Below are 25,259 nucleotides of genomic sequence, written 5' to 3' on the forward strand. Positions count from 1 at the left end.
TGCGCGGGGTTTGGGTTGGATGGAAGGTGATGTTTTTTGGGGGGACTTGGATTGCGGCGTTGCCGCTTGTTTCTTTTCCTCGAGGGGAGAAGAAATACGCTGAACTCGCTCGGCGAATAAGTCGATGCTCTATGCTTAAGCGGAAAATATATGTTTTTCCAGCCGTGTCACATCAGATGCAGCCGTCATCCCTGATGCAAAATATGCGCGGCCTTGACGGCGGCGGAGGCGCGGTTTTCGACACCGAGTTTGACGTAAATCTGTTCCAGATGTTTGTTCACGGTTCTGGCGGAAAGGCCGAGAATATCGCCGATATCGCGGTTGGATTTGCCTTTGGCAATCCAGAGCAGAACTTCCGATTCCCGCGTTGTCAGGGCAAAGTGGTCCTTTAGCAGGTGGTCGTCGGATTTCTCGTTGGCGGCTGTCAGACGGAAGAGATATTCGTCCGGTCCCATTGCGCCGAGGAAGGAGAGCTGCAAAGCGGGCCGCCCGGCCTCGGTGATCGTCAGTGGTGCATCGCGGGCGGAATCCACTGTTGTCCTGTCGGCCAGCCAGCCGGAAATATGGGCAACGACGATCTCCAGCCCATCATCACGGCCGGTGGCGGCGTTGACCAGCCGGGTTGCCTGTGGTGTGGACCAGTGGATCGCGCCGTTGGCGCGCACGGCAAGCAGGTGGCGTCCGGCGGCATCAAGCGCCACGCGGGCGCTCTGCGCCGAGCGGGCATTGGAGAGATGTACACGGATGCGGGCGCGCAGCTCATCGATGTTGATCGGCTTGGTCAGATAGTCGACACCGCCGGATTCGAGCGCCCGCACCACATGTTCGGTTTCCGTCAGCCCGGTCATGAAGATGACAGGCACCTGGGCCACGGCGGCGTTGGCCTTCAGGCGGCGGCAGGTTTCGAAACCGTCCATGGCCGGCATGACGGCATCCAGCAGGATGATATCGGGCGTGATGCGTTCGGCAATGTTGAGCGCGGCCTGACCGGATGTGGCGATCAGCGCCGAAAAGCCTGACTGTTCCAGCGCATCGGTGAGGAACCCCAGCGCTTCGGGACTGTCATCCACCAGCAATACAATGTCTCTCGGCAGTGCTGCGCCTTGCCCGCTCATGCCTTGCCGTCTCCCCTGTCGTTCTCTTCAAACCGCTTTAGAAAATGGGCGTAACCGGCCAGATCGAAGGCCTGCACATAGGTGCCAAGCTCTTGCGTGAAGGGCAGGTTGTTCGTGTTGCGGGCGAGATCTGCGAGTTTTGCCTCTATGCCGCGTATGTAGCCTATTTCGCCGAGCCTCTGCAAATCCTTGATATGAATTGCGCCGGGATGAACGATCTGCGCCGGCGGCTGGGGGATGGGTGCCGGGGGAAGGTCGGTATCGTAAATCCATTTCAGGCCGAGATGCACCGCAAGCCTGTCGCACAGGTGGCGGATGTCGACCGGCTTGGCGATGGCGTCGTTGTGATTGTCTTCTCCGGCACCCGCTACAGTGCCGTCACCGATATTGGCCGAGAGCATGATGAGCGGAGCCGTCTGCCCTGCTTCACGCAACTTCGTCACAAGCTGCCAGCCGGACATTCCGGGCATGGAGATATCGATGAGAAAGAGGTCGGGCTGCACGCCTTCGATGAGTGTCAGGCATTCCGGTCCGCTCTGGGCGGTCAGCACCACGAAATCGAGCGGCGAAAGCACCTGCCGCATCAGTTCGCGGTGATCTTCGTTATCATCAACCACCACGATGGTGCGGCGTGGGCCGGAATAGGAGCGAATGGTTTTTTCCGGCGCAGGTGCGGTACTTGGCCGGTGCACGGCCGACAGCATGAGACGGACGCGGAAGGTGGAGCCGTTGTCCTTTTCGCTGGAGACGGAAATCTCGCCGCCCAGTGTGTTGGTCAGAAGCCTCGTGATGGTGAGGCCGAGGCCAAGGCCCGGCATGGGGCGCACGCTTTCGGCCTCGCCGCGCTGGAAAGGCTCGTAGATGCGGGCGAGGTCTTTTTCGGCAATGCCGCGCCCGGTATCCGACACCGTGAAGCTCGCCACCTGGCTGCGATAGGCGACATCGAAGGTGACGCTGCCCTCGTCGGTGAACTTGATGGCGTTGGAGAGCAGGTTGACGAGGATCTGGCGCAGACGCTTTTCATCCGTGCGGACATATTGCGGCAGGGAATGGGCGCGTTCATGCCGGAATTCCAGACCCTTGGCCTGCGCCTGCGGGCGGAACATATCGACGATCTGGTCGAGGAAATCCTGAATATTGATCTCGTTGGAATAGACCTGCAGGCGGCCAGCCTCTATCTTGGAAATATCCAGAAGCCCGTCGATCAGGCCGGAGAGATGGTCGGCGGAACGGCGAATGACCTTGATGGCCGATTGCCGCGGCGCGGGAATGGTCTCATCGCGTTCGAGGATCTGGGCGTAGCCTAAAACAGCGTTGAGCGGCGTGCGCAATTCGTGGCTGAGGCCGACCACGTAGCGGCTCTTGGCGCGGTTGGCGGCCTCAGCCGTTTCCTTGGCGTCCTGAAGGGCGGCGTCGGTCTTCTTGTGAGCGGCGATTTCCTTCAACAGCAGCGTGTTCTGGCGTGAGGATTCCTCTTCCGCGACCACCCGGCTGTCATGGGCAAGAACCAGAAACCAGCAGACGATGCCGGCAATGACGGCAAAGACGAAAAACACGATGAGGATGGTGCGGTTGACCACGTCAGCCGTTGCCGGCGAGGCGGTGCCGACCTGATGGGCGATGAGCGCCAATATGCCGCCAATGGCGGTGACGGCGATGGCCGCCGCCATGCCATAACGTCCGAGCCGTGTGGCGAGTTTTGCAACCAGTTGGTGGGGCAGGAAAGATTTTGCGACCGTCGCGACCTGATAGTTGAGTTTGGCCTTCGGCTTGCACATGTCATGGCAGCGGCTGTCCAGCGAGCAGCAGAGCGAACAGATCGGCGCCGCATAGGCCGGACACCATGCCATGTCTTCCGGCTCGAACGGGTGTTCGCAGATGGAGCAGGTGATGGCGCTCAGCTCGCGCCATTTCTGGCGCGGCTTGCGGGCCAGATAGAATTTGCCCTTCGTGCCCCAGGCGATCAGCGGCGAGGCTATGAAGGCGACGATGAGGGTGAGATAGGGCGCAAGCGAGGCAGCGAGTGCGCCGAAGGTGCCGAAATGCGCCATCAGCGCAATGGTGGCCGAAAGCGCCATGGAGCCGACGCCGACGGGATTGATATCGTAGAGATGGGCGCGCTTGAACTCGATGCCCGGTGGGGCAAGGCCGAGCGGCTTGTTGATGAACAGATCGGCCGAGATGGTGCAGAGCCAGGCCATGGCGACGATGGAAAAGATGCCGAGCGTTTCTTCCAGCAGGCGATAGATGCCGAGTTCCATCAACAGCAGCGCGATCACCACGTTGAAGACCAGCCAGACGACGCGGCCGGGATGGCTGTGGGTGAGGCGGGAGAAGAAGTTGGACCAGGCGAGCGAGCCCGCATAGGCGTTCATGACGTTGATCTTCAGCTGCGAGACCACCACGAAGGCGACCATCAGCAGCATGGCCGCCGTATGGTTGGGGATCATGTAGCCGAAGGCGGTCAGGTACATCTGGGCCGGATCGGCGGCGCGGTCCACCGAGACGCCGGAACTGAAGGTCAAGACCACGAGGAAGGAACCGGCCAGCAGCTTCGGCACGCCCACGACGACCCAGCCAGCACCGGCCAGAAAGACCGCGATGCGATGGCGCAGGCGGCTCTGTCCCTCGGCGGGCAGGAAGCGCAGGAAATCCACCTGTTCGCCGATCTGCGACATCAGCGCGAGGATGACGGCAGACGCCGCGCCGAATTCCACCAGATTGAAATGGGCCACGGTGCCCGGCGGACCGGAGGCGTGATGAATGCCGGAAAAGGCCCGCCACAGATCGTATTTTTCCCAGTCCATCAAAGCGATGAAAATGAAGGGCAATACGTTCAGCACGATCCAGAAGGGCTGGGTGATGATCTGGAAACGGCTGATGAGGCGCACGCCGTGGGTGACGAGCGGAATGACCATGACGGCGGAGATGATGTAGCCGATCCACAGGGGAATGCCGAGCGCCAGCTCCAGCGCGCCGGACATGATCGACGCCTCTATGGCGAAGAGCATGAAGGTGAAGGCGGCGTAGATCAGCGAGGTGATGGTGGAGCCGATGTAACCGAAGCTCGCGCCGCGTGTCAGGAGGTCGATATCGACGCCGTGACGGATGGCGTAACGGCTGATCGGCAAGCCGACGGCAAGCATGGCAATGGCCGCGACGATGATGGCGTAAAAGGCGTTGGTGGTGCCGTATGACAGCGTGATCGCGCCGCCGATGGCTTCCAGCGCCAGAAAGGAAATAGCGCCGATGGCGGTGTGGGAGATGCGGTTGGACGAAAATTGCCGGGCGCTTTTGGCGGTGAAGCGCAGCGCATAATCTTCCAGCGTCTGGTTGGCGACCCAGCGGTTATATTCGCGCCTGACGGGGATGATGCGTTGCCGTGCGGCCATGCCTAGGATCCAGCCCCTTTCCGCAAAAGGTGTTTTGCCATTCTCACAGCCGCACCGACATGCCGCCATCCACCGTCAGCACATGGCCGTTGACGAAGGAGGAGGCGTCGCTGGCCAGAAACAGGGCGGCACCGGCGATTTCATCCGGCCTGCCCCAGCGTTCAAGCGGCACGCGCAGCTTGGCAAAGGCGACCATGTCAGGGTTTTCGGCAAGGGCCGCATTGGTTTCCGTGGCGAACATGCCGGGTGCAATGGCGTTGCTGGTGATGCCGCGCGCGCCATATTCGACGGCGATTGCGCGCATCAGCCCGGTCAGCCCCTGCTTGGCAACGGGATAGATCGCATCGCCCGGCCTGACGATGTGGCCGAGAATGGAGGTGATGGTGATGATGCGGCCGTAACCGTTGGTGTTCATGGCTTGCGCGGCGTCTCGCGACAGCGACACGGAGGAGGTGAGGTCAGTGCGGATAAGCTCCAGCACGTCCTCGTCGCTGAATTCGGAAAGTGGGCGGCGGTCGCGTGCGCCGACATTGTTGACGAGGATATCGAGATGGCCGAATTCGTCCATGATGCGGTGGACGAGGGCAGTTCCGGCGGCGGTATCGGCAATGTCGAAAGCGGCATAATCGGCTTTTCCGCCGGCTTGCCGAAGTGTGCCTGCTGCCTGTTCCAGCGCCTCGGCGTTACGGCCGGTCAGCCACACATGGGCGCCAGCCTCGGCAAAGGCCCTGGCGATTTCGAAACCGAGACCGCGGCCGCTGCCGGTGATGATGGCGATGCGGTTTTCGAGAGAGAATTTTTTGAGAATGCCCATCGCTCACCTTCTTGCTTTAGAGCATCGGACCGAAAACCGTGTCGCGGTTCGGAAAAGCCGATGCGGTTGGTCAAAGCCACGCAACGTCTTCGAGTTTGCGCATAGGCAAGAATATTCCACGCAGGGCAGAGGGCGAAAGGTCGCCTGTCCGGTCCGGCCGTTCGGTGGACATAAAAATGGCGTCGCCCGGTTGCGGGCGACGCCATGTCTTGGGTTATCAGGCAGCAGCCGACTTTGCGAGCGGCACTTCTGCAATCGTCTTCAGAACGACGGAAGCGATCTGATAAGGGCAGCCCTGCGAGTTCGGACGACGGTCTTCGAGGTAACCACGGTAACCGTTGTTGACGAAGGAGTGCGGAACGCGGATCGAGGCGCCACGGTCGGCAACGCCGTAGGAGAACTTGTTCCACGGAGCGGTTTCGTGCTTGCCGGTCAGGCGCAGGTGGTTGTCCGGACCGTAAACGTCGATGTGCTCCTGCCAGTTCTTGGCGAAAGCGGCCATGAGGGCTTCGAAATACTCTTTGCCGCCAACTTCACGCATGAACTTGGTGGAGAAGTTGCAATGCATGCCCGAACCGTTCCAGTCGGTATCGCCGAGCGGCTTGCAATGGAATTCGACGTCGATGCCGTACTGTTCGCAAAGACGCAGCAGCAGGTAACGGGCGATCCAGATCTGGTCGGCGGCGCGCTTGGAGCCCTTGCCGAATACCTGGAATTCCCACTGGCCCTTGGCCACTTCGGCATTGATGCCTTCGTGGTTGATGCCGGCTTCGAGGCAGAGGTCGAGATGTTCTTCAACGATTTCGCGGGCAACCGAGCCGACGTTCTTGAAGCCGACGCCGGTGTAATACGGACCCTGCGGAGCCGGGTAACCCTGCTCGGGGAAGCCGAGCGGGCGGCCGTCCTGGTAGAAGAAATATTCCTGTTCGAAGCCGAACCATGCGTCCTCGTCGTCGAGGATGGTCGCGCGGCTGTTCGATGCATGCGGGGTGACGCCGTCAGGCATCATGACTTCGCACATGACCAGTACGCCGTTGGTGCGGGCCGGATCGGGGTAAATCGCGACGGGCTTCAGCACGCAATCCGAAGAGTGGCCTTCGGCCTGCTGCGTGGACGAGCCATCAAAACCCCAAAGCGGCAGCTGCTCGAGCGTCGGGAATTCATCGAATTCCTTGACCTGTGTCTTGCCGCGCAGGTTGGGGACCGGCTTATAACCGTCAAGCCAGATGTACTCGAGTTTGAACTTAGTCATTACGAACCTCTCATAGGTAACAATGCGAAGCCTTGAGGCTTGCCGTGGCTTTCGCCACCGGAAGCACATTCGCGTTCAAGGGCTGGCCATATAGATGCATGCCGCGTGCCAGATTGGCGATGTTTTGCGAATTCTTCGAAAAATCTTTCAGGCATGCTCAGGGCCGAGGGGGCTGCTATGGCCATTAACCGCTCATGCTGCACTGCGGCAGGTAAATCGAACCCTAATGTTTCGTCAGTGATTCCTAACAGATAGCGGGTGGCATCGCTCAAAATGCCCTGTTGCGGTGCAATGTTTTCGATTGCGAACGACGGATCGGCATTTGCCCCAAAAACCGGCGCTTCCGGAATGGTTTTTCTTGCTGAATGACCATTTGATGCCTATATTTTTCGCAACGTGATTTTTTTTTAATCAGATGGAGCTAAACCAGAGCTAACGGGTTTGCTTCACAACCAAAGTGCTTCGATGCAAACAAAGTGAGATGTTCGATATGGCAACTGGCTTTCATCGTGAAACGGCAACGATCTTTCAATTTCCGGTCGGCGGACGCGCGGGGCTCTCAAAGTTCCGTAACATCGGGCTGAGCGATCTGGAGCGCGAGGCACGTCAGCCGCATGTCGATTTCGGCTCGTGGTATCATGACGATGCGATCCGTGACGAAGAGCGGGACGACAAGCCGCACGCCTGATGTGAAGCGTCGCTGATCGTTTCTTCTCCCCTGCCGGGGAGAAGGTGGCGCGAAGCGCTGGATGAAGGGACGACATCTCAGTCTGTCTCCGACCTCGCACCCTCGACCCGCTGCTGCTCTCGTCTTCCCTGCCGGAGAAGAAGCAAGTTGAAACGCCAGGTTTCACATCGGTTGCCCCAGCCAGGATTTCCCTCTCCCCAACACCCCCTGCAGCTTTCGCCACCCCGCCTACGTCAATTGACGTATACGGTTTCTCGCCCGCGAGATCGATAGTCCTTTCCAGCAGCGGTCAACGATGCCGCTGAAGCCCCATGAGGGCTAAACAAGGAGAGGGGTTCTTCCGATGACATTCCGCAAGACGCTTAGCGCCGCGCTGCTCGGCGCAATCATGTCCACTACAGCCTTCCATGGCGCATTTGCCGCCGACGATACGATCAAGGTAGGCGTGCTGCATTCTCTTTCCGGCACCATGGCGATTTCAGAGACGACGCTGAAGGATGCCATGCTGATGCTCATCGACGAGCAGAACAAGAAGGGCGGCGTTCTCGGCAAGAAGCTCGAAGCCGTCGTGGTCGACCCGGCCTCCGACTGGCCGCTGTTTGCCGAAAAGGCCCGCCAGCTGATTTCGCAGGACAAGGTCGCCGCCGTTTTCGGTTGCTGGACATCCTCGTCGCGCAAGTCCGTGCTGCCGGTTTTCGAAGAGCTGAATTCCCTGCTGTTCTACCCGGTGCAGTATGAGGGTGAAGAATCCTCCCGCAACATCGTCTACACGGGTGCAGCGCCCAACCAGCAGGCCATTCCGGCCGTCGATTATCTCGCCAAGACCGAAGGCGTCGAGCGCTGGGTTCTGGCAGGTACCGACTATGTCTACCCGCAGACCACAAACAAGATCCTGAAGGCCTACCTGATGTCGAAGGGCGTCAAGGAAGAGGACATCATGATCAACTACACGCCGTTCGGCCAGTCCGACTGGCAGACGATCGTGTCCGACATCAAGAAGTTCGGCTCGGCCGGCAAGAAGACCGCCGTTGTCTCCACCATCAATGGTGACGCCAACGTGCCCTTCTACAAGGAGCTGGCGAACCAGGGCATCAAGGCCGAGGACATTCCGGTCGTCGCCTTCTCGGTCGGTGAAGAAGAGCTTGCCGGTCTCGATACCGCGCCGCTGGTCGGCCACCTTGCCGCCTGGAACTACTTCCAGTCTGTCGATACCGAGGTCAACGCCGAATTCATCAAGACCTGGCATGCGTTCACCAAGAACGACAAGCGCGTGACGAACGACCCGATGGAAGCCGCCTATATCGGTTTCAACGCCTGGGTTAAGGCCGTCGAAACCGCAGGCACGACCGATACGGACGCGGTTCTTGACAGCATCATCGGCGTTTCCGTGCCGAACCTTTCTGGCGGTTACTCCACCGTCATGCCGAACCACCACATCACCAAGCCGGTGCTGATCGGTGAAATCCAGGCCGATGGGCAGTTCGAAATCGTGCAGCAGACGCCACAGGTCGTGGGTGACGAATGGTCGGATTACCTGCCTGACTCGAAGGATCTGATTTCGGATTGGCGCAAGCCGATGTCTTGCGGCAACTTCAACGTGGCCACGGGCAAGTGCGGCGGCAAGGGTAGCTGATAAGGAAACGAACGCCGCCCCTCTTTGGAGGGGCGGATTGTTTATAAACTGAGCCAGATTTACCCCCCTCTGTCCTGCCGGACATCTCCCCCTCAAGGGGGGAGATCGGCAAGATGCTCTCCCGCCATTTCATCCTTGAACGTCGAGATGGACGGGACCTTGCCACGGGCGATCTCCCCCCTTGAGGGGGAGATGCCCGGCAGGGCAGAGGGGGGTGAAGCCGCATATTCAGGTCGTGCCACACGCAACCGCAGAGTCGCAAACCGCTCCAAGGAACCCGACATGACGATCCGATCTTTTCTCGGAGCCATCTTCCTCTGGCTCACCCTGGGGATCGCCGCCCAGTCCCTCGCGCAGAGCGATCCGAAGGCGCTGATCGACCAGCTCGGCACGGCTGACTTCAAGCAGGCCGAAACATTGATCGGCCAGATTGCTGCCACCGGCGACGCGCGGGTGGTGCCGGCGCTTGAGGCTTTTGCATCAGGCGATCTTTACGTGCGCAAGGCCGACAATCTGGTGTTCATGACCAAGCCGTCGGGTTCCAATTTCACGCTCATCGATCCGCTGACCGGCGAAAGCGCTGGCGAAGCGCCGAAGGCGGCGGTTACCAAGATCAGGGTCAACAACAATCTGCGTCGCGTCATCCGCGCCGCGATGGGCGGCCTGACGTTGCTCAGTCCGGAACGCTCGGTGCGGCTTTCCGCCGCCGATGCGGTTCTGAAAGCCCCCAGCGCCGAAAATCTGGAATTGCTGGAAGCGGCCATATCCAAGGAAACCGACAAAGAGGTGCGGACGCGGATGGAGGAGGCGCGGGCAGTCTCGCTGCTTTCCTCCGACCGCCCCCTTGAGGTGAAGAAAGAAGCGATCGCCACCATCAAGGCGCTTGGCGGGCGCGATGCGATCAGCATTCTGATGGCGGCGACGCCCACGGTTGATCCGAGCCTGAAGCCGGATGTGGACGAGGCGATTTCGAGCATCGAGAGTTCCCTTGCCTTCTGGGATTACGCACAGAATGTCTGGTACGGCCTGTCGCTCGGCTCGGTGCTGCTGCTCGCCGCCATCGGTCTTGCCATCACCTTCGGCGTCATGGGCATCATCAATATGGCGCATGGCGAGATGGTGATGATCGGCGCTTACTCCACCTTCATGGTGCAGGAGTTGATCCGCAGCCATTTCCCCGGCCTGTTCGACTGGTCACTGGCGATTGCCCTGCCGGCCGCCTTTCTGGTCACAGCCTGCGTCGGCCTCATCATGGAGCGCGGCGTCATCCGCTATCTCTACGGGCGACCGCTGGAAACGCTACTCGCCACATGGGGTATCTCGCTGATCCTGCAACAGGGCGTGCGTTCCATCTTCGGCCCGACCAACCGTGAGGTCGGCAGCCCGAGCTGGATGTCCGGCTCCTTCAGCGTTGGTTACCTCAACTTCACCTGGAACCGCGTGTGGATCGTCTGCTTCTCGCTTTCCGTCTTCTTCGCGCTGCTGGTGCTTTTGAAGCGCTCCGCCTTCGGCTTGCAGATGCGCGCTGTGACCCAGAACCGCCGCATGGCCTCTTCCATGGGCATCCGCACGCCCTGGGTGGATGCCTTCACCTTCGCGCTCGGTTCCGGCGTTGCCGGCCTTGCCGGGGTAGCGCTGTCGCAGATCGACAATGTCTCGCCCAATCTCGGCCAGAGCTACATCATCGACAGTTTCATGGTGGTGGTATTCGGCGGGGTCGGCAATCTCTGGGGAACGCTGGTGGGTGCGCTGTCGCTCGGCGTGCTCAACAAGTTCCTTGAGCCGACGGTGGGCGCCGTGCTTGGCAAGATCCTCGTGCTCGTTCTCATCATCCTGTTCATCCAGAAGCGGCCGCGTGGTCTCTTCGCACTCAAGGGAAGGGCGATCGAAGCATGATTACCGGCTTCCTCCTGCGCGCGCTCGATCGGCGCATTTCCATCGCCATCGGCATCATCCTGGCCATCGCCGTGCTGGTGCCCGCCTCCAATCTGCTGTTGCCGGCTGACAGCGCGTTCCGCATCCCGACCTACATCATGTCGATGCTCGGCAAATATCTGGCCTACGCGCTGCTGGCGCTGGCGCTTGATCTGGTCTGGGGATATTGCGGCATTCTCTCGCTCGGCCACGCCGCCTTCTTCGCGCTCGGCGGTTATGCCATGGGCATGTATCTGATGCGGCAGATCGGCACGCGCGGTGTTTACGGCCATCCCGTGCTGCCTGACTTCATGGTGTTCCTCAACTGGAAGGAACTGCCGTGGTTCTGGCACGGCTTCGACATGTTCTGGTTTGCAGCACTGATGGTGCTGGTGGTGCCCGGCCTGCTCGCCTTCGTGTTTGGCTGGTTCGCCTTCCGCTCGCGCGTCAACGGCGTTTACCTCTCCATCATCACGCAGGCCATGACCTACGCCCTGCTGCTTGCCTTCTTCCGCAACGACATGGGTTTCGGCGGCAATAATGGTCTCACCGATTTCAAGGATATTCTCGGCTTTTCCGTGCAGGCGGATGGCACCCGTGCCGTGCTGTTTGCGATGACGGCCGTTATGCTGGCGCTTTCGCTGCTGATTGCATCCGGCATCGTCAATTCCAAATTCGGCAAGGTGCTGGTGGGCGTGCGCGATGCCGAAAGCCGGGTGCGCTTCCTCGGTTTCCGGGTGGAAAACATCAAGCTTTTTACCTTCGTCGTCTCGGCCATGATGGCGGGCATTGCCGGTGCCCTGTTCGTGCCGCAGGTGGGCATCATCAATCCCGGCGAATTCTCCCCCGCCAACTCCATCGAGGTGGTGGTTTGGACCGCAGTCGGCGGGCGCGGCACGCTGATCGGGCCGATCATCGGCGCGCTGCTGGTCAATGGCGGCAAGAGCTATTTCACCGGTGCTTTCCCCGAATTCTGGCTGTTTGCGCTGGGTGGGCTGTTCATCGCGGTGACGCTGTTCTTCCCCAAGGGCATCGTCGGCACCGTGCAGCATTATCTGGTCGGCCGGCGCGAAAAGCGTGTTGCGCGGGCGGCAAGTGCGGCCGGACAACCGGGCAATGACAGTGCTGCAACAGCGGCGCAACAGGCGGCGGAGTGAGGCTGATATGAACACGGTTTCCGAAAACAGAACCAAAAGCCTGCTTTATCTCGACGGTGTTTCCGTTTCCTTCGACGGGTTCAGGGCGCTCAATTCCCTGTCCTTCGTGGTGGAGCCGGGCGAGCTGCGGGCCATCATCGGTCCGAATGGCGCCGGCAAGACGACGATGATGGATATCATCACCGGCAAGACCCGGCCGGATACCGGCACGGTGCTGTTCGAAGACAGCATCGACCTCACGAAAAAGGACGAGGCGGACATTGCCCAGCTGGGCATCGGGCGTAAATTCCAGAAGCCAACGGTGTTTGAAAGCCATACCGTCTGGGACAATCTGGAACTGGCGTTGAACCGCAAACGCGGCGTCTTCGCCACGCTGTTCTACAGGCTGACAGCGGAGGACAAGGCGCGCATTGAGGAAATCCTCGCCACCGTGCGTCTCAGCCACCGCCGCGGCGATCTCGCGGCCAACCTCTCGCACGGCCAGAAACAGTGGCTGGAGATTGGCATGCTCTTGGCACAGGAACCGAAGCTGCTTCTGGTGGACGAGCCGGTGGCCGGCATGACGGATGCGGAGACAGCCGAAACCGCCGTGCTTCTGAAGGAAATCGCCAAGACCCGCTCGGTCGTGGTGGTGGAGCACGACATGGGCTTCATCCGCGAGCTGGGCGTGAAGGTGACGTGTCTTGCCGAGGGCTCGGTGCTGGCTGAAGGGTCGATCGATTTTGTGTCCAGCGATCCGAAGGTGATCGAGAATTATCTGGGGCGGTGATGGAAGCGTCTGCGGCTTTACCCCCCTCTGCTCTACCGGGCATCTCCCCCACCAGGGGGGAGATCGGCAAGCGGCTAACACCCTACCCCAAGACCAGTAGGCGATGGGACGAGCGGGAACGGCATCTGATTTCCCCCCTTGTGGGGGAGATGCCCGGCAGGGCAGAGGGGGGTAGCGCCGCCCACCAAAGCATCAATGGAGTTGCACCATGCTGAACGTCGACAACATCAACCTCCACTATGGCGCAGCCCAAGCCCTGCGGGGCGTGTCGCTGAAAGCGGAGATGGGCAAGATCACCTGTGTTCTCGGCCGCAACGGCGTGGGCAAAAGCTCGTTGTTGCGCGCGGTCACCGGCCAGCATGCCATCAGTGGCGGGTCGATCAGCTTTGAAGGGGCGGCACTGGATGGGCTGGCGCCTTACCACCGGGCCAAGCGCGGTGTCGGCTACGTGCCACAGGGGCGTGAAATCTTTCCGCTGCTCAGCGTGCAGGAAAACCTTGAAAGCGGTTATGCGCCGCTGCCGCGCAAGGAGCGTTTCATTCCTGACGATATTTTCAGCCTGTTTCCGGTGCTGCAATCCATGCTGGGCAGACGCGGCGGCGACCTGTCCGGTGGCCAGCAACAGCAGCTCGCCATCGGCCGGGCGCTGGTGACGCGGCCGAAAATCCTCGTTCTCGATGAGCCGACCGAAGGCATTCAGCCGTCGATCATCAAGGATATCGGCCGCGCAATCAAATATCTCAGGGATTCCACCGGTATGGCGATCCTGCTGGTCGAGCAATATCTGGATTTCTGCCGTGAGCTTGCCGACTATGTCTACATCATGGACCGGGGCGAAATTGTGCATGAGGGGCTTGCCGAAACGCTGGATACGCCCGAGGCGCGTCGCCATCTGACAGTATAAATCGAGACTAGAAGCCACGCCTGCCGATCACGGCGTGCAAACGGCCGATTAATATTTTGAAAGTCTATGCGTGTCTGCATGGCTTTTATGCGCAATTTTAGCATTTCATTGAATAAACGCCTGTGATATTGGCAGCGGAAATGCTGCATGCGAGACACAGACGAAGTCTATTCGCACGCCGCGACAGTTGATCCCTTACATTCCACGCGCGTCCGACGTATCGTCGGGGAAACCGTGCCCAATAAAGGCGTGTCAATGCATCAAGACTTTGCCCTTGGCCGGGCTGCCCGGCTGTTCCGCTCCGCCCGTACCCTATTTCTGGGTCTTGCGATCTGCGCGAGCGCGAGTGTCGCAGCGTCGGCCTCGACCTGCGGTCAGCTTGCGCAACCCGGCGTGGAACCAGGCAGGCATGATTTTTCCATTCTCTCCAGTGGTCAAAAACGCGAAGGCGTTTATTTCGTTCCATCGGCCTATGACGGAAAAAAACCGGTGCCTGTCGTGTTCGATTTCCACGGATCCAACAGCAATCCGCACGGCCAGCTGAACCGCAGCGGCTGGGACAAGCTTGCCGAACGCGACGGCCTGATGGTGGTGGCGCTGGCGGGTAGCCTCAATGGCGAATTACCCGGCACCCATGCCTGGAATGTTCCTGGTGTTACCACCCGTCCCGGCGGGCTGGATGAGGTAAGCTTCATTCGCGATGCAATTGCCATGGTGAAAGGCAAGTTCTGCGTGGATGAGGAGCGCTTTTACGGTTCCGGTTATTCCGGCGGCGGGCGCATGCTGTCGCAATTCATCTGCAATGGCAGCGCGGATTTCACCGCTGCCGGCTTCGTTGCATCGTTGCGCGCGGGTTATCCGTTGGAGACAGAGGGCAAATGGGGACCGGATGCGGCAAGCTGCAAGCCGGCGCGGCCGATGTCGATCATCGCCTTTGCGGGTCTGAAGGATCCGGCCAATCCCTATCAGGGTGGTGGCAAGTCCTACTGGCAATATAGCGGCGAGACGGCGCTGAAACGCTGGGCGGAAATGGACGGCTGCAAGGGCGGCGCGAAAACCAGACCGGGCGAGAGCTTCACCGTTAATTCCTATGACGTCTGCAAGGGCGGGGCACGTATCCAGTCCTATGTCATTGACAATTGGGACCATGCCTGGCCGCGCGCCACCATGAAGGCGGAAGTGCTGGCAGCGTCGGCGGTCCTTACCCGCAAGCCGGGTGGCGAGCAGACGCCGAAGGCGGAACCTGCCGTGGAGCGCAAGATGCCCACAGGCGAAGTGACGCGCACGGTTGATGCGGCGGAAAGAATGTGGGATTTCTTCCGCAACACGGAAGGACAGATGGTAGTGGATGCCGTCGTCAAAAAAGATTGCGGCGCCAAGGCCGGGTCCGCTTCCGCAACCGTTTCGGAGACCGCGTGCAGCCAGAACAGCAAGCCATCCGCCCTTCCGGTTTCGAAGACGGCGAACCTGCCCGGCAGCAGCGCGCCCGTGGCAGAGGACGCATTGTAACCAAGGCTGTCGAAGGGCGCAGCCGGCTGGACCAATTGTTCCAGGAAGGTTGCGCCAAGATCCGCCTGCCGGATACGTTTTCCAACGAGATCGAGGCCATCCTCATCAACTCCTCCGGCGGATTGACCGGCGGAGATGAAATGGAATGGCAGGCTGTTGCCGGGGCCGGCACCTCGCTGGTGGTGACGACGCAGGCCTGCGAGAAGGTCTACAAGGCATCCTCCGGAACCGCCACCGTCACCGCCCGCGTTTCCGCAGGGCCGGGCGCCCGGTTGCACTGGCTGCCGCAGGAAACCATTCTTTTCGACCGGGCGTCGCTGACCCGCAGGCTGGAAGCCGATCTCGACGCAACCTCCGAATTCATCGCCGTCGAAGCCGTGCTGCTCGGGCGTCAGGCCATGGGCGAAGCGATGCAGCATGGCCTGTTCCGGGATCGCTGGCGCATTCGCCATGGCGGCCGGCTGGTACATGCCGAAGAGCTGTTGCTTGCGGGAGAAGTGGCGGAGCTGACTGCAAAACCGGCGGTGCTTGCCGGGCAGGTGGCCTTTGCCACGCTTCTTTATATCGGGCCTCTGGCCGAGGCGCTTTTGCCTAAAATCCGGGCTATTGCCGGGGAAAGCGGCGGCGCCAGCGAATGGCAGGGTAAGCTTGTCGTGCGCGTGTCCGCCGCGGACGGCTTCTCCCTTAGAAAAATACTTTTTCCGATCATTTCGCTCTTGCGAAACGGCGCGCCAGTGCCGAAAGTCTGGAATCTGTAAAGCTCCGGATCGCCCGCGACAGGCGACCTTCCGGGGTCTGTCAAACAAGTCGGATCAGCCCCCGAAACACTGTGTTTTGCGGGGCAGGTGCGAAAGCTGCGGGACGACGATGAACCTTACTCCGAGAGAAAAAGACAAGCTGCTGATTTCCATGGCCGCCATGGTGGCGCGCCGCCGGCTGGAGCGTGGCGTGAAGCTGAATTACCCGGAAGCGATTGCGCTGATTACCGATTTCGTTGTCGAGGGCGCCCGCGATGGTCGCGCGGTGGCCGACCTGATGGAAGCCGGCGCGCATGTCATTTCCCGCGATCAGGTTATGGAAGGCATCGCCGACATGATCCATGATGTGCAGGTGGAAGCAACATTTCCCGACGGCACCAAGCTTGTGACCGTTCACGAACCGATACGCTGAGGGGGACGATATGGCGCTGGAGCTTCGGCCCAATTGCGAATGCTGCGACCGTGATCTTGCCCCCGACAGCCGGGTTGCGATGATCTGCTCGTTCGAATGCACCTTTTGCGCCGATTGCGCGACCGATGTGCTCAAAGGCGCCTGCCCGAATTGCGGCGGCGAGCTGGTTCGCAGGCCCATCCGCCCGGCGGCCAAACTCGTTAACAATCCGGCATCGACGACACGGGTGCTGAAGGCTGAAGGCTGCGCGGCAGCCACCGCTGCTTGAGAGAGACAAAGGGGAGCACCATGAAACCAGGCGAAATCATTGCCGCAGAGGGCACCATCGAACTCAATGCCGGCCAGCCGACGGTGACGATCGAGGTGGCCAATACCGGTGACCGGCCGGTGCAGGTGGGCAGCCACTACCATTTCTTCGAGACCAATGCGGGTCTTGTCTTCGACCGCGACAAGGTGCGCGGCATGCGTCTCGACATTCCGGCCGGCACTGCGGTTCGTTTTGAACCCGGCCAGAAGCGGGAAGTGACGCTGGTGCCGCTTTCCGGCAAGCGTGAGGTTTACGGGTTTCGTCAACAGATCATGGGGAGGTTATGAGATGGCGACGGCACATTATCACGGAAGTTGCCAGTGCGGCGACGTGAGCTTCGAGGTCGATGCCGATCTCGACCACACGGTCGTGTGCAATTGCTCGCGCTGCAAGCGCTTGGGCTCGACGCTTGCCTTCGCGCCGCGCGAAAAATTCACCCTGCTTTCCGGCGACGACAAGCTGACGGAATATCTCTTCAACAAGCACAAGATCCATCATCTGTTCTGCTCCACCTGCGGCATTGAGAGTTTTGCCTATGCCGATGGGCCGGATGGGACGCCGATGGTGGCGGTGAATACCAATTGCCTTGATGGTGTCGATCCGCGTGCGCTGAAGCCGCAGGCTTTCGATGGCGCGGCTGCCTGAGTGATGGCCATGACTTTGAAAAAATTCTGTTTCGGTGCGGCTGTCCTGCTGTCTCTTGCGGCGTCTCCCGCATTTGCCGATGACGCGCCCGATTGCACCTCGCCGCAAACGCAGGCCGATATGACAATCTGCGCCGGCAAGGATTACGAAAAGGCCGACAAGCAGTTGAACGCCGCCTACCAGAAGGTTCGCAAGCAGCTTGCCGAGCGTGACAAGACGGCAGACGAAAGCGGCAAGGGTGCCGTGGATGCATTGGTTGCCGCCCAGCGTGCCTGGGTGGCGTTTCGCGATGCCAATTGTGATGCCTTCGGGTTTCAGGCGCGTGGCGGCACGATGGAGCCGATGCTGGTTTCCTCATGCCTGGCCGATATGAGCAACAAGCGCGCTGACGAACTGCGCCAGTTGTCCGAAGGTTTCTGAACGGTATGGGGCGGCGGATCATGATTGTCGGAAACGGAGAAATGCCGCAGGGCGTGGCTGATCTCATCGACCTTTCCGACATTGTCATCCGCTTCAACGATTGCCGTTCGCTGGGCGCTGGCGGCAGCCGCACGGATGTGGTGGCCGTTTGCAACACCGGCCGGCCCGGCCGCGAGATGAGCGAAGGGGCCGCGTGGCGCGACAATGAGGGGGTGCAGCGGGCTTCCGCCATCTGGTCGGTGCGCGATCCCGCGAAATTTTCGCAGATGGAGCCGGATATCCGCGCTCGCTGGCCCGAACTGACCGATTTTTGCGCCGATTATACCTCCGGTTTCGCAGCATTAGCCGAAGAGACCGGCAAGAGCCACATCGTCATTCCGCGTGGGGTGCATGAGCGGCTTGATCACGCATTGCAGGTCTATGCGCCGGCCCCTTACGTCTGCCCGAGCACCGGGCTTTTGGCCATTGCCCATGTTCTGGAGACCGTGAGCGGCGGCGATGACGAGGTGTTGATTGCGGGCTTTGGTCATCACGGCTGGAACGGGCATCCGTTTGCCGCCGAAAAACAGCTTGTAGAGGCCCTTACACACGAGGGCCGGCTGACACGAATTTCTCCCATATCGATTTTCTCCGCGTCCGAAGGAGCCTGAACCCATGCCTTACAAGATTTCCCGCGCCGCCTATGCCGGCATGTTCGGCCCGACCGTCGGCGACAAGGTGCGTCTTGCCGATACCGAACTCTTCATCGAGATCGAGAAGGACTACACGACCTATGGCGAGGAAGTGAAATTCGGCGGTGGCAAGGTCATTCGCGACGGCATGGGCCAGAGCCAGGCGACGCGGGCCGAAGGCGCTGTCGATACCGTCATCACCAACGTCGTCATCGTCGACCATAGCGGCATCTACAAAGCGGATGTGGGCCTGAAGAACGGGCGCATCCACGCCATCGGCAAGGCGGGCAACCCCGATACGCAGCCGGGCGTGACGATCATCGTCGGCCCTTCGACAGAGGCGATTGCCGGCGAAGGCAAGATTCTGACTGCCGGCGGCATGGATGCACATATTCATTTCATCTGCCCGCAGCAGATCGAAGAAGCGCTGATGAGCGGCGTTACCTGCATGCTGGGCGGCGGTTCCGGCCCCGCGCATGGCACGCTTGCCACCACCTGCACCGGCGCGTGGCACATCGAGCGGATGATCGAGAGCTTCGACGCTTTCCCGATGAACCTCGCATTGGCGGGCAAGGGCAATGCTTCGTTGCCCGCGCCGCTGGAAGAGATGATCCTTGCCGGTGCCTCATCGCTGAAGTTGCACGAGGACTGGGGCACGACGCCCGCCGCCATCGACAATTGCCTGACAGTGGCTGACGAATATGACGTGCAGGTGATGATCCACACCGATACGCTGAACGAGAGCGGTTTCGTGGAAGACACGGTTGCCGCCATCAAGGGCCGTACCATCCATGCCTTCCACACCGAAGGGGCAGGCGGCGGCCATGCGCCTGATATCATCAAGGTCTGCGGCAATCCGAACGTCATCCCGTCTTCCACCAACCCGACGCGGCCCTACACCATCAATACGCTGGCCGAACATCTGGATATGCTGATGGTGTGCCACCATCTGTCGTCGTCCATCCCTGAGGATATCGCGTTCGCCGAAAGCCGCATCCGCAAGGAAACCATCGCGGCGGAGGATATTCTCCACGATATCGGCGCGTTCTCGATCATTTCCTCCGACAGCCAGGCCATGGGCCGTGTCGGTGAAGTGGCGATCCGCACCTGGCAGACGGCTGACAAGATGAAGCGCCAGCGCGGCCGCCTGAAGGAAGAGACCGGCGAAAACGACAATTTCCGCGTCCGCCGTTACATCGCCAAATATACCATCAACCCGGCCATCGCGCAGGGCGTCAGCCATGAGATCGGCTCCATCGAAGTCGGCAAGCGTGCCGATCTGGTGTTGTGGAACCCGGCATTCTTCGGCGTGAAGCCGGAAATGGTGTTGCTCGGCGGTTCCATCGCCGCGGCACCGATGGGCGATCCGAATGCCTCCATTCCCACGCCGCAGCCGATGCATTACCGCCCGATGTTTGCCGCCTATGGCAAGCTGCGCACCAATTCCTCGGTTACATTTGTCAGTCAGGCGTCGCTGGATGCCGGCCTTGCAGGGCGTCTTGGTGTTGCCAAGAAGCTGATGGCGGTGAAGAACGTGCGCGGCGGCATTTCCAAGGCCTCGATGATCCACAATTCGCTGACCCCGCATATCGAGGTTGACCCGGAAACGTATGAGGTGCGCGCCGATGGCGAGCTTCTGACCTGTGAACCGGCGACGGTGCTGCCGATGGCGCAGCGTTATTTCCTGTTTTAACGGCGTTTCGTGTTGAGATTTATCACAAGGTGGATCGGCGGTGGCCTGCTGCTGATCATCCTGCTTCTTGTGCTCGGCACCGTCGTGCCGCGACCCTTTTTTGCCGATGAAACAAGCGGCGTGAGGGATCGCGAGATATTGCTGTTATCCAATCCGATCCATACCGATATCGCCCTGCCTGTCGATGACGATCTGCGGCGGGTCTTTTCCGAATTGCAGGAGGGCGGTATCGCGGTCAACCATCCGGCTGCTGCCTATCTGGTGTTCGGCTGGGGTGGCCGGTCGTTTTACATACAGACGCCGACTTGGGCCGACCTGAAGCCGATGCCGGTCGTGCGCTCTCTGACACTCGACCAGTCGGTGATGCATGTGGATGTGACGGGGGATTTTCCCGCCGACCTTGCCGGGGTGAAGCGCCTTCGCATTTCCGAAGCGGGATATCAGCGACTTGTGGCGGGCATTCGTACGAGCTTCCTGCGGGACAATGGCAAAGTTCAGCTTATACCCGGTGCTTCCTACAGCCTGACGGATGGATTTTTCGAGGCTAATGGCTGGTTCAATGCGCTGGCCGGCTGCAACACGTGGTCTGCCGCCATGCTGCGGCAAGCCGGCATTCGCACCGGCTGGTGGACACCGTTGCCGCCACTGTTGCGCTGGTCGGTAGCGCTGCACAATTGATCTTCCCGCGGTGCGACGTTTCGTTGATTTGACGTCTGGTAATCCGATTTTTATGCTGCACCGCAGTGCATCTTGCGCTAAAGAAACGGCAAAAGAATTCCGTGCGGATCGGTCCCAAGCGATCCGTGCAAAACGCCAGAAAATTGAAGACAGATCAGGAGACAAGACATGCTCGGCAAAAAAGTGCCCGCCGTTACCTTCCGCACGCGTGTTCGCGACGAGGCCGTTGGTGGCCCCAACCCTTTCCGTTGGCAGGACATGACCTCCGACGATTACTTCAAGGGCAAAAAGGTCGTTCTTTTCTCGTTGCCCGGCGCTTTCACGCCGACTTGCTCGACCTACCAGCTTCCCGATTTCGAAAAGCTCGCGGGCGAATTCCGCGCGCTCGGCGTCGATGAAATCTATTGCCTGTCGGTCAACGACGCCTTCGTGATGAACGCCTGGGCAAAAGGCCAGAACCTCGAAAACGTCAAGGTCATTCCTGACGGTTCGGGCGAGTTCACCCGCAAGATGGGCATGCTGGTCGCCAAGGACAATCTCGGTTTCGGCATGCGCTCCTGGCGTTACGCCGCCGTCATCAATGACGGTCTGGTGGAGCAGTGGTTCGAGGAAGAGGGCTATTGTGACAATAGCGATACCGACCCATACGGCGTTTCCTCGCCGCAGAACATTCTGGAAAACCTGAAGAGCCGCGCTGCGGCCTGATTGCGGTTTGCTTTTTTTGACAAGGCCCGGCAGCGATGCCGGGCTTTTTCGTTTTCCGAGATGCGTTCGACCTGAAAACACGCCTTGAAATCGGCCGGGCTATCCGTCAACAATCGGAACCCCAAGACTGTTTCTGAAATGGATCATCCCATGCTGCGCGTCACGTCCTATCACCCCGCCGGAACTCCAGCCGACGAACCTTCCGGTTATGTCACTCTCGCGCATGACCAGCGGCATCTGCGCCGCAAACTTCTGCATTTGCAGAATGACGAGATGGTGATGTTGGATTTGAAGGAAGCCGTGCTGTTTGCCCATGGCGACCTGCTGGTGGTGGAGAACGGTGATCTGGTGGAGGTTCGTGCTGCGGATGAAAAGCTGTTCGAAATCAAGGCGAAGGACCGTCTTCACCTGATCGAGCTTGCCTGGCATCTGGGCAACCGGCACCTTTCGGCGCAGATCGAGGAGGAGCGTATTCTCATCCTGCGTGACCACGTGATCCGCGCGATGCTGGAAGGCCTTGGCGCAACAGTGCGTGATGTGGAAGAACCTTTCCAGCCAGCGCGCGGTGCTTACCACGCCCATGGCGGCCATTCCCACGGTCATGGGCACGGGCATGACCATGGTCAGCATCACGACCATGGCTGAGGCATGAGCGAAGATCGCGGCGTTGCCGCGCTGCTGCGGCTCATGGCCTGGATGTCGCCGGCCTTTCCTGTCGGCGGCTTTTCCTATTCTGGCGGCCTTGAAAAGGCGGTGGAGGACCGGCGCGTCAGTGATGCCGCCGGTCTTTACGGCTGGGTGGAGGTGCTGCTGCGTTCCGGCAGTCTGTGGAACGATGCGGTATTTCTGGCTGATGCCTGGCGTAATGGAACGGACGCCGTCGCCCTGAGTGAAGCGGCGGATCTGGCTCGCGCGCTCGCCGGTTCTGCGGAGCGCTACCGCGAGACGGTGCTCCTCGGCGATGCCTTCGTTGCCGCCGCCGGCGCCTGGCCGCACGCGGTTCTTGAGCTGTTGCCGAAAGAGGTTCCTTATCCTGTTGCCATAGGTGCGGTGGCGGCAGGGCATGGCGTGCCGCTTCGGGAAACGGTTGCCGCATTCCTGCATGCCGGTGTCTCGCAGATCGTCTCCGCCGGTATCCGCCTCGGCGTCGCGGGGCAGAAGGACGGCGTTGCCATTCTCGCCGCAAGCGAGGCGACGATCGGCGAAATGGCGGCACGGGCCGTGCAATCCACGCTCGACGATCTCGGCAGCGCCACTGTTATCGCCGACACCGCGACGATGCGGCACGAGATGCAGGGAACGCGGCTTTTCCGCTCCTGAATATCTCGCCGCAATGCAGCATTGCCGCCCTTGAAGCGGTCGTGCGAAGCGTTATGGTGGGACAACATCAAAGCATATTGAAGGGAATATGGTTGTGACATCGGGCATGAAATCGGGCAACGGTCCGCTGCGCGTCGGCATTGGCGGGCCGGTCGGTTCCGGCAAGACCGCGCTGACGGAAAAGCTTTGCAAGGCTATGAGCGCCGATTACTCCGTCGCCGTCGTTACCAACGATATCTACACCAAGGAGGATGCGGAAGCGCTGGTGCGCATGCAGGCGCTGCCGTCCGAGCGTATCGTTGGAGTGGAGACGGGCGGATGTCCGCATACCGCCATCCGTGAGGATGCGACGATCAATCTGCAGGCGATTGCCGGTCTCAATGCGCGCTTTCCCGATCTCGATGTTGTCTTCATCGAATCCGGTGGCGACAATCTTGCGGCGACTTTCTCGCCGGATCTTGCCGATATCACCATCTATGTGATCTCCGTCTGTCAGGGCGAGGAAATTCCGCGCAAGGGCGGGCCGGGCATCACCCGCTCGGACCTGCTGGTCATCAACAAGAAAGACCTTGCCCCTTACGTCGGCGCTGATCTGACGGTGATGGACAGCGATGCCACCCGCATGCGCAATGCCATGCCTTTCGTCTTTACCGACATGAAGCGCGGCGAGGGTGTCGATCGCATCGTCGGTTTCCTGAAAGAGCAGGGCGGTCTCCGAGACATGACCACGCCCCTCCGTTTTGGTCCCTATGACGTTTCCCGTTTTGTCGATGGTGTCTACAAGGCGCCTGTCGGGCACCTCATCCACCGGCAGGGCGCGGATGCGCTGGCGGCGGCGCTTGCCCGGCATGAGGGCGAAACGGTGGACATGGACGTCAACTGTTTTGTGCTGTCAGGGCCTGATGGTATTTCGCTGATAGACACCGGTTGCGGCACGGCCTGGGGGCCGACCTACGGCCATGCCCGTGCGGGGATGATTGCCGCTGGGATCCAGCCTGATGATGTCAGCCGTGTTATCCTCACCCATATTCACGGCGACCATGCGCTGGGACTTATCGACGGCGACCGGCCTTATTTTCCCAATGCGGACATATGGGTGCCCGAGGCCGATCTTGCCTTTTTCACTAGCGAGGATGCGCGCAAGAAATTGCCGCCTGCGCGGCAGGGCGCTTTCGATATTGCCGCCCGGCTGCTCGACATTTGTGGGGCCATGCTGCGGCCAATCCCAACTGGCAGGATTGCCGAGGGTATGGAAGCCATCGCCATGCCCGGCCATACGCCTGGCCATACCGGCTATCTCATCGGTAACGGCGATGACCGGCTGTTATTGTGGGGCGATGTGCTGCATGTGAGCGCGTTGCAGGCGGACGATCCGGGTATCGGTTTCGTCTATGATATCGATTCCGAAACTGCCTATTCGACACGTCTCGATGCGCTGACCCAGGTTGCCGATCACGGCTGGCTGGTTTCCGGCGGCCATCTTGGCGGGTTTTTCCGCGTCGAGCGAGAGGGCGATCGCTTCCGCTTCGTGCCGCAGCCGGTCTGATATCCTGCTCGACAAAAAATTAGAGGACGGGATACCCGTAGGCGTCCCGTCCTCTTCCTCTCCCCGGTACTTCTTCAAATCTGCTTCAGCGCCGCGACATCATTGACCTGCACGATGCGGCCTCGAACGGTGACGCCCGCCTTTTTCAGTGCGGAGAAAGCGCGCGACAGCGCTTCCGGTGCAAGGCCGAGCTTGCCGGCGAGCAGGCTTTTCTGGAACGGCAGACGCAGCGAAAAGGACGTAGCGTCGCGCGGCCCCTGATTGATCAGGTAATGGGCAACGCGTTGCGGCGCGGTTTGCAGCCGGTCGTTGGCAATGCAATCCATGGTGCCGAGCAGGCTGTTGGAGAGGCAGCGCATCACGGCCTTGGCGATTGCCGGTTCCTGATCCACAAGGCTGCGGATTCTTGCCAGTTCGAAACGCGCCACGGTGCAGCTTTCCGCCGCCTGCGCGCTGTAACGATAGCTGTCGCTGCCGAAGATCAGGCATTCGTTGAAGGTATCGCCCGGACCGCTGACACGCACATCCGCCTCGCGCCCGTGCCTGTCCAGCCGGTAAAGGCGGACATAGCCCGACAGTACACAGTAGAAATATTGCGCTGCCTCGCCCTCCTTGAAGAGCACATGGCGGGCATTGAGATTGGTGACGGTTGCCGCCTCCATCAGTTTCAACGCCGCCGCTTCATCCGCAATCCCTATCAGGGGCACGCGCAGCAGAATGTTCCTGTCCCTGTTGCTCAGCTTTACGGTCTTGTTCACGTCCATCCGGCTCCCGCTCAAACCTTTTGCCGGGTTGTCCGAAGCGATACGAAACCGGGGATGTTCCTTTTCCCTCACGCCTATCTGAAAAGAGCTCATCGCATTATCCTTCGACCGGCAATTCCCGATGCGAGGGAGATTAGCAGTTCACCTGAAAAGCGAATTGATTTCGATCAAATGGGTTTGGCGTTGTTGTGCG

At 60.4% G+C, this 25,259-nt stretch carries 25 protein-coding genes and 1 pseudogene; 21 read left to right on the plus strand and 5 right to left on the minus strand.

The features are described from left to right. Positions 1-185 precede the first annotated feature (185 nt). From ASD46_RS24935 to ASD46_RS24950, 4 genes are all read right to left on the minus strand, one after another. Complete coding sequence (locus ASD46_RS24935; RefSeq protein WP_013636721.1) at positions 186-1,115, minus strand: response regulator; 930 nt, start codon at positions 1,113-1,115, stop codon at positions 186-188. After that, the gene (locus tag ASD46_RS24940) at positions 1,112-4,507 is read right to left on the minus strand and encodes an ATP-binding protein (RefSeq protein WP_025594335.1); all 3,396 of its coding nucleotides are present in this window, start codon (positions 4,505-4,507) and stop codon (positions 1,112-1,114) included. Before ASD46_RS24940 ends, ASD46_RS24935 begins: the two co-directional genes overlap by 4 nt. Positions 4,508-4,550: 43 nt before the next feature. Then, positions 4,551-5,321 carry an SDR family oxidoreductase gene (locus ASD46_RS24945; RefSeq protein WP_003510171.1) on the minus strand — a complete coding sequence of 257 codons (771 nt, stop codon included), beginning with the start codon at positions 5,319-5,321 and terminating at the stop codon, positions 4,551-4,553. Between the two features lie 217 nt (positions 5,322-5,538). Beyond that, positions 5,539-6,573, minus strand: a complete 1,035-nt coding sequence (locus ASD46_RS24950) for a glutamine synthetase beta-grasp domain-containing protein (protein ID WP_003510168.1) — start codon at positions 6,571-6,573, stop codon at positions 5,539-5,541. 481 nt (positions 6,574-7,054) lie between these two features. Between ASD46_RS24950 and ASD46_RS24955 the strand changes: the two genes are divergently transcribed. The 21 genes and pseudogenes from ASD46_RS24955 (at position 7,055) to aidB (ending at position 24,302) form a co-directional block, all read left to right on the plus strand. After that, positions 7,055-7,261, plus strand: coding sequence for a DUF2735 domain-containing protein (locus ASD46_RS24955; RefSeq protein ID WP_003513926.1), 207 nt, complete (start codon positions 7,055-7,057; stop codon positions 7,259-7,261). 343 nt (positions 7,262-7,604) lie between these two features. Then, on the plus strand, positions 7,605-8,894 hold the full coding sequence (gene urtA / locus ASD46_RS24960; protein WP_003513924.1) for an urea ABC transporter substrate-binding protein: 1,290 nt from the start codon (positions 7,605-7,607) through the stop codon (positions 8,892-8,894). Between the two features lie 282 nt (positions 8,895-9,176). Next, the gene (gene urtB / locus ASD46_RS24965) at positions 9,177-10,790 is read left to right on the plus strand and encodes an urea ABC transporter permease subunit UrtB (protein ID WP_025594332.1); all 1,614 of its coding nucleotides are present in this window, start codon (positions 9,177-9,179) and stop codon (positions 10,788-10,790) included. Then, the gene (urtC, locus tag ASD46_RS24970; RefSeq protein WP_003513919.1) at positions 10,787-11,965 is read left to right on the plus strand and encodes an urea ABC transporter permease subunit UrtC; all 1,179 of its coding nucleotides are present in this window, start codon (positions 10,787-10,789) and stop codon (positions 11,963-11,965) included. The genes urtB and urtC overlap by 4 nt, the downstream gene beginning before the upstream one ends. A gap of 7 nt (positions 11,966-11,972) precedes the next feature. Next, positions 11,973-12,734: an urea ABC transporter ATP-binding protein UrtD gene (urtD, locus tag ASD46_RS24975; protein ID WP_003513917.1), complete on the plus strand. Its 762-nt coding sequence runs from the start codon at positions 11,973-11,975 to the stop codon at positions 12,732-12,734. A 208-nt stretch (positions 12,735-12,942) separates the two neighbouring features. After that, complete coding sequence (gene urtE / locus ASD46_RS24980; protein WP_025594329.1) at positions 12,943-13,638, plus strand: urea ABC transporter ATP-binding subunit UrtE; 696 nt, start codon at positions 12,943-12,945, stop codon at positions 13,636-13,638. A 255-nt stretch (positions 13,639-13,893) separates the two neighbouring features. Continuing rightward, on the plus strand, positions 13,894-15,147 hold the full coding sequence (locus ASD46_RS24985) for an alpha/beta hydrolase family esterase (RefSeq protein ID WP_035198989.1): 1,254 nt from the start codon (positions 13,894-13,896) through the stop codon (positions 15,145-15,147). Continuing rightward, on the plus strand, positions 15,054-15,905 hold the full coding sequence (locus ASD46_RS24990; protein WP_025594327.1) for an urease accessory protein UreD: 852 nt from the start codon (positions 15,054-15,056) through the stop codon (positions 15,903-15,905). The genes ASD46_RS24985 and ASD46_RS24990 overlap by 94 nt, the downstream gene beginning before the upstream one ends. 109 nt (positions 15,906-16,014) lie before the next feature. Next, positions 16,015-16,317 (plus strand): urease subunit gamma, encoded by a 303-nt coding sequence (locus tag ASD46_RS24995; protein ID WP_003513909.1) that lies wholly within the window; start codon positions 16,015-16,017, stop codon positions 16,315-16,317. Positions 16,318-16,327: 10 nt separating this feature from the next. Continuing rightward, on the plus strand, positions 16,328-16,585 hold the full coding sequence (locus tag ASD46_RS25000) for a DUF1272 domain-containing protein (protein ID WP_003513907.1): 258 nt from the start codon (positions 16,328-16,330) through the stop codon (positions 16,583-16,585). Between the two features lie 20 nt (positions 16,586-16,605). After that, on the plus strand, positions 16,606-16,911 hold the full coding sequence (locus tag ASD46_RS25005) for an urease subunit beta (RefSeq protein ID WP_003491734.1): 306 nt from the start codon (positions 16,606-16,608) through the stop codon (positions 16,909-16,911). A 1-nt stretch (position 16,912) separates the two neighbouring features. Beyond that, a complete protein-coding gene (locus ASD46_RS25010; protein ID WP_003513905.1) occupies positions 16,913-17,269 on the plus strand; it encodes a GFA family protein in 357 nt (118 codons plus the stop codon). 9 nt (positions 17,270-17,278) lie between these two features. After that, a complete protein-coding gene (locus tag ASD46_RS25015; RefSeq protein ID WP_025594323.1) occupies positions 17,279-17,689 on the plus strand; it encodes a lysozyme inhibitor LprI family protein in 411 nt (136 codons plus the stop codon). Between the two features lie 5 nt (positions 17,690-17,694). Next, on the plus strand, positions 17,695-18,339 hold the full coding sequence (locus tag ASD46_RS25020) for a hypothetical protein (protein WP_025594322.1): 645 nt from the start codon (positions 17,695-17,697) through the stop codon (positions 18,337-18,339). Positions 18,340-18,343: 4 nt separating this feature from the next. Further along, positions 18,344-20,053, plus strand: a complete 1,710-nt coding sequence (gene ureC / locus ASD46_RS25025; protein WP_013636712.1) for an urease subunit alpha — start codon at positions 18,344-18,346, stop codon at positions 20,051-20,053. 9 nt (positions 20,054-20,062) lie between these two features. Then, complete coding sequence (locus ASD46_RS25030) at positions 20,063-20,731, plus strand: TIGR02117 family protein (RefSeq protein ID WP_013636711.1); 669 nt, start codon at positions 20,063-20,065, stop codon at positions 20,729-20,731. A 168-nt stretch (positions 20,732-20,899) separates the two neighbouring features. Further along, a complete protein-coding gene (locus ASD46_RS25035; protein WP_013636710.1) occupies positions 20,900-21,436 on the plus strand; it encodes a peroxiredoxin in 537 nt (178 codons plus the stop codon). 150 nt (positions 21,437-21,586) lie between these two features. After that, positions 21,587-22,081, plus strand: a complete 495-nt coding sequence (gene ureE, locus ASD46_RS25040) for an urease accessory protein UreE (protein ID WP_025594320.1) — start codon at positions 21,587-21,589, stop codon at positions 22,079-22,081. A gap of 3 nt (positions 22,082-22,084) precedes the next feature. Further along, a complete protein-coding gene (locus ASD46_RS25045) occupies positions 22,085-22,756 on the plus strand; it encodes an urease accessory protein UreF (RefSeq protein ID WP_013636708.1) in 672 nt (223 codons plus the stop codon). Positions 22,757-22,862: 106 nt separating this feature from the next. After that, positions 22,863-23,471, plus strand: a pseudogene (gene ureG, locus ASD46_RS25050) (urease accessory protein UreG); the annotation flags it as partial. A 6-nt stretch (positions 23,472-23,477) separates the two neighbouring features. Continuing rightward, a complete protein-coding gene (gene aidB, locus ASD46_RS25055) occupies positions 23,478-24,302 on the plus strand; it encodes an AidB family quorum-quenching N-acyl homoserine lactonase (protein WP_013636706.1) in 825 nt (274 codons plus the stop codon). Between the two features lie 74 nt (positions 24,303-24,376). Here aidB and ASD46_RS25060 read toward each other — a convergent pair whose 3' ends face one another. Continuing rightward, on the minus strand, positions 24,377-25,066 hold the full coding sequence (locus ASD46_RS25060) for a Crp/Fnr family transcriptional regulator (RefSeq protein ID WP_019565122.1): 690 nt from the start codon (positions 25,064-25,066) through the stop codon (positions 24,377-24,379). Between the last annotated feature and the right edge of the window lie 193 nt (positions 25,067-25,259).

This window comes from Rhizobium sp. Root491, from assembly GCF_001427205.1.
Taxonomy (GTDB): Bacteria; Pseudomonadota; Alphaproteobacteria; order Rhizobiales; family Rhizobiaceae; genus Agrobacterium; species Agrobacterium tumefaciens.

Bases quoted from the DNA above. Each gene is read 5' to 3' on its own strand.
- ASD46_RS24995 (WP_003513909.1), top strand. From the start codon at position 16,015: ATGAACCTTACTCCGAGAGAAAAAGACAAGCTGCTGATTTCCATGGCC.
- ASD46_RS24950 (WP_003510168.1), bottom strand. From the start codon at position 6,573: ATGACTAAGTTCAAACTCGAGTACATCTGGCTTGACGGTTATAAGCCG.
- ASD46_RS24940 (WP_025594335.1), bottom strand. From the start codon at position 4,507: ATGGCCGCACGGCAACGCATCATCCCCGTCAGGCGCGAATATAACCGC.
- ASD46_RS24935 (WP_013636721.1), bottom strand. From the start codon at position 1,115: ATGAGCGGGCAAGGCGCAGCACTGCCGAGAGACATTGTATTGCTGGTG.
- ASD46_RS25010 (WP_003513905.1), top strand. From the start codon at position 16,913: ATGGCGACGGCACATTATCACGGAAGTTGCCAGTGCGGCGACGTGAGC.
- aidB (WP_013636706.1), top strand. From the start codon at position 23,478: ATGACCACGCCCCTCCGTTTTGGTCCCTATGACGTTTCCCGTTTTGTC.
- urtD (WP_003513917.1), top strand. From the start codon at position 11,973: ATGAACACGGTTTCCGAAAACAGAACCAAAAGCCTGCTTTATCTCGAC.
- ASD46_RS25020 (WP_025594322.1), top strand. From the start codon at position 17,695: ATGGGGCGGCGGATCATGATTGTCGGAAACGGAGAAATGCCGCAGGGC.
- urtA (WP_003513924.1), top strand. From the start codon at position 7,605: ATGACATTCCGCAAGACGCTTAGCGCCGCGCTGCTCGGCGCAATCATG.
- ASD46_RS25035 (WP_013636710.1), top strand. From the start codon at position 20,900: ATGCTCGGCAAAAAAGTGCCCGCCGTTACCTTCCGCACGCGTGTTCGC.
- urtB (WP_025594332.1), top strand. From the start codon at position 9,177: ATGACGATCCGATCTTTTCTCGGAGCCATCTTCCTCTGGCTCACCCTG.
- ASD46_RS24955 (WP_003513926.1), top strand. From the start codon at position 7,055: ATGTTCGATATGGCAACTGGCTTTCATCGTGAAACGGCAACGATCTTT.
- ureC (WP_013636712.1), top strand. From the start codon at position 18,344: ATGCCTTACAAGATTTCCCGCGCCGCCTATGCCGGCATGTTCGGCCCG.
- ASD46_RS25045 (WP_013636708.1), top strand. From the start codon at position 22,085: ATGAGCGAAGATCGCGGCGTTGCCGCGCTGCTGCGGCTCATGGCCTGG.
- ASD46_RS25060 (WP_019565122.1), bottom strand. From the start codon at position 25,066: ATGGACGTGAACAAGACCGTAAAGCTGAGCAACAGGGACAGGAACATT.
- ASD46_RS25000 (WP_003513907.1), top strand. From the start codon at position 16,328: ATGGCGCTGGAGCTTCGGCCCAATTGCGAATGCTGCGACCGTGATCTT.
- ASD46_RS24945 (WP_003510171.1), bottom strand. From the start codon at position 5,321: ATGGGCATTCTCAAAAAATTCTCTCTCGAAAACCGCATCGCCATCATC.
- ASD46_RS25005 (WP_003491734.1), top strand. From the start codon at position 16,606: ATGAAACCAGGCGAAATCATTGCCGCAGAGGGCACCATCGAACTCAAT.
- urtC (WP_003513919.1), top strand. From the start codon at position 10,787: ATGATTACCGGCTTCCTCCTGCGCGCGCTCGATCGGCGCATTTCCATC.
- urtE (WP_025594329.1), top strand. From the start codon at position 12,943: ATGCTGAACGTCGACAACATCAACCTCCACTATGGCGCAGCCCAAGCC.
- ASD46_RS24985 (WP_035198989.1), top strand. From the start codon at position 13,894: ATGCATCAAGACTTTGCCCTTGGCCGGGCTGCCCGGCTGTTCCGCTCC.
- ASD46_RS25015 (WP_025594323.1), top strand. From the start codon at position 17,279: ATGACTTTGAAAAAATTCTGTTTCGGTGCGGCTGTCCTGCTGTCTCTT.
- ureE (WP_025594320.1), top strand. From the start codon at position 21,587: ATGCTGCGCGTCACGTCCTATCACCCCGCCGGAACTCCAGCCGACGAA.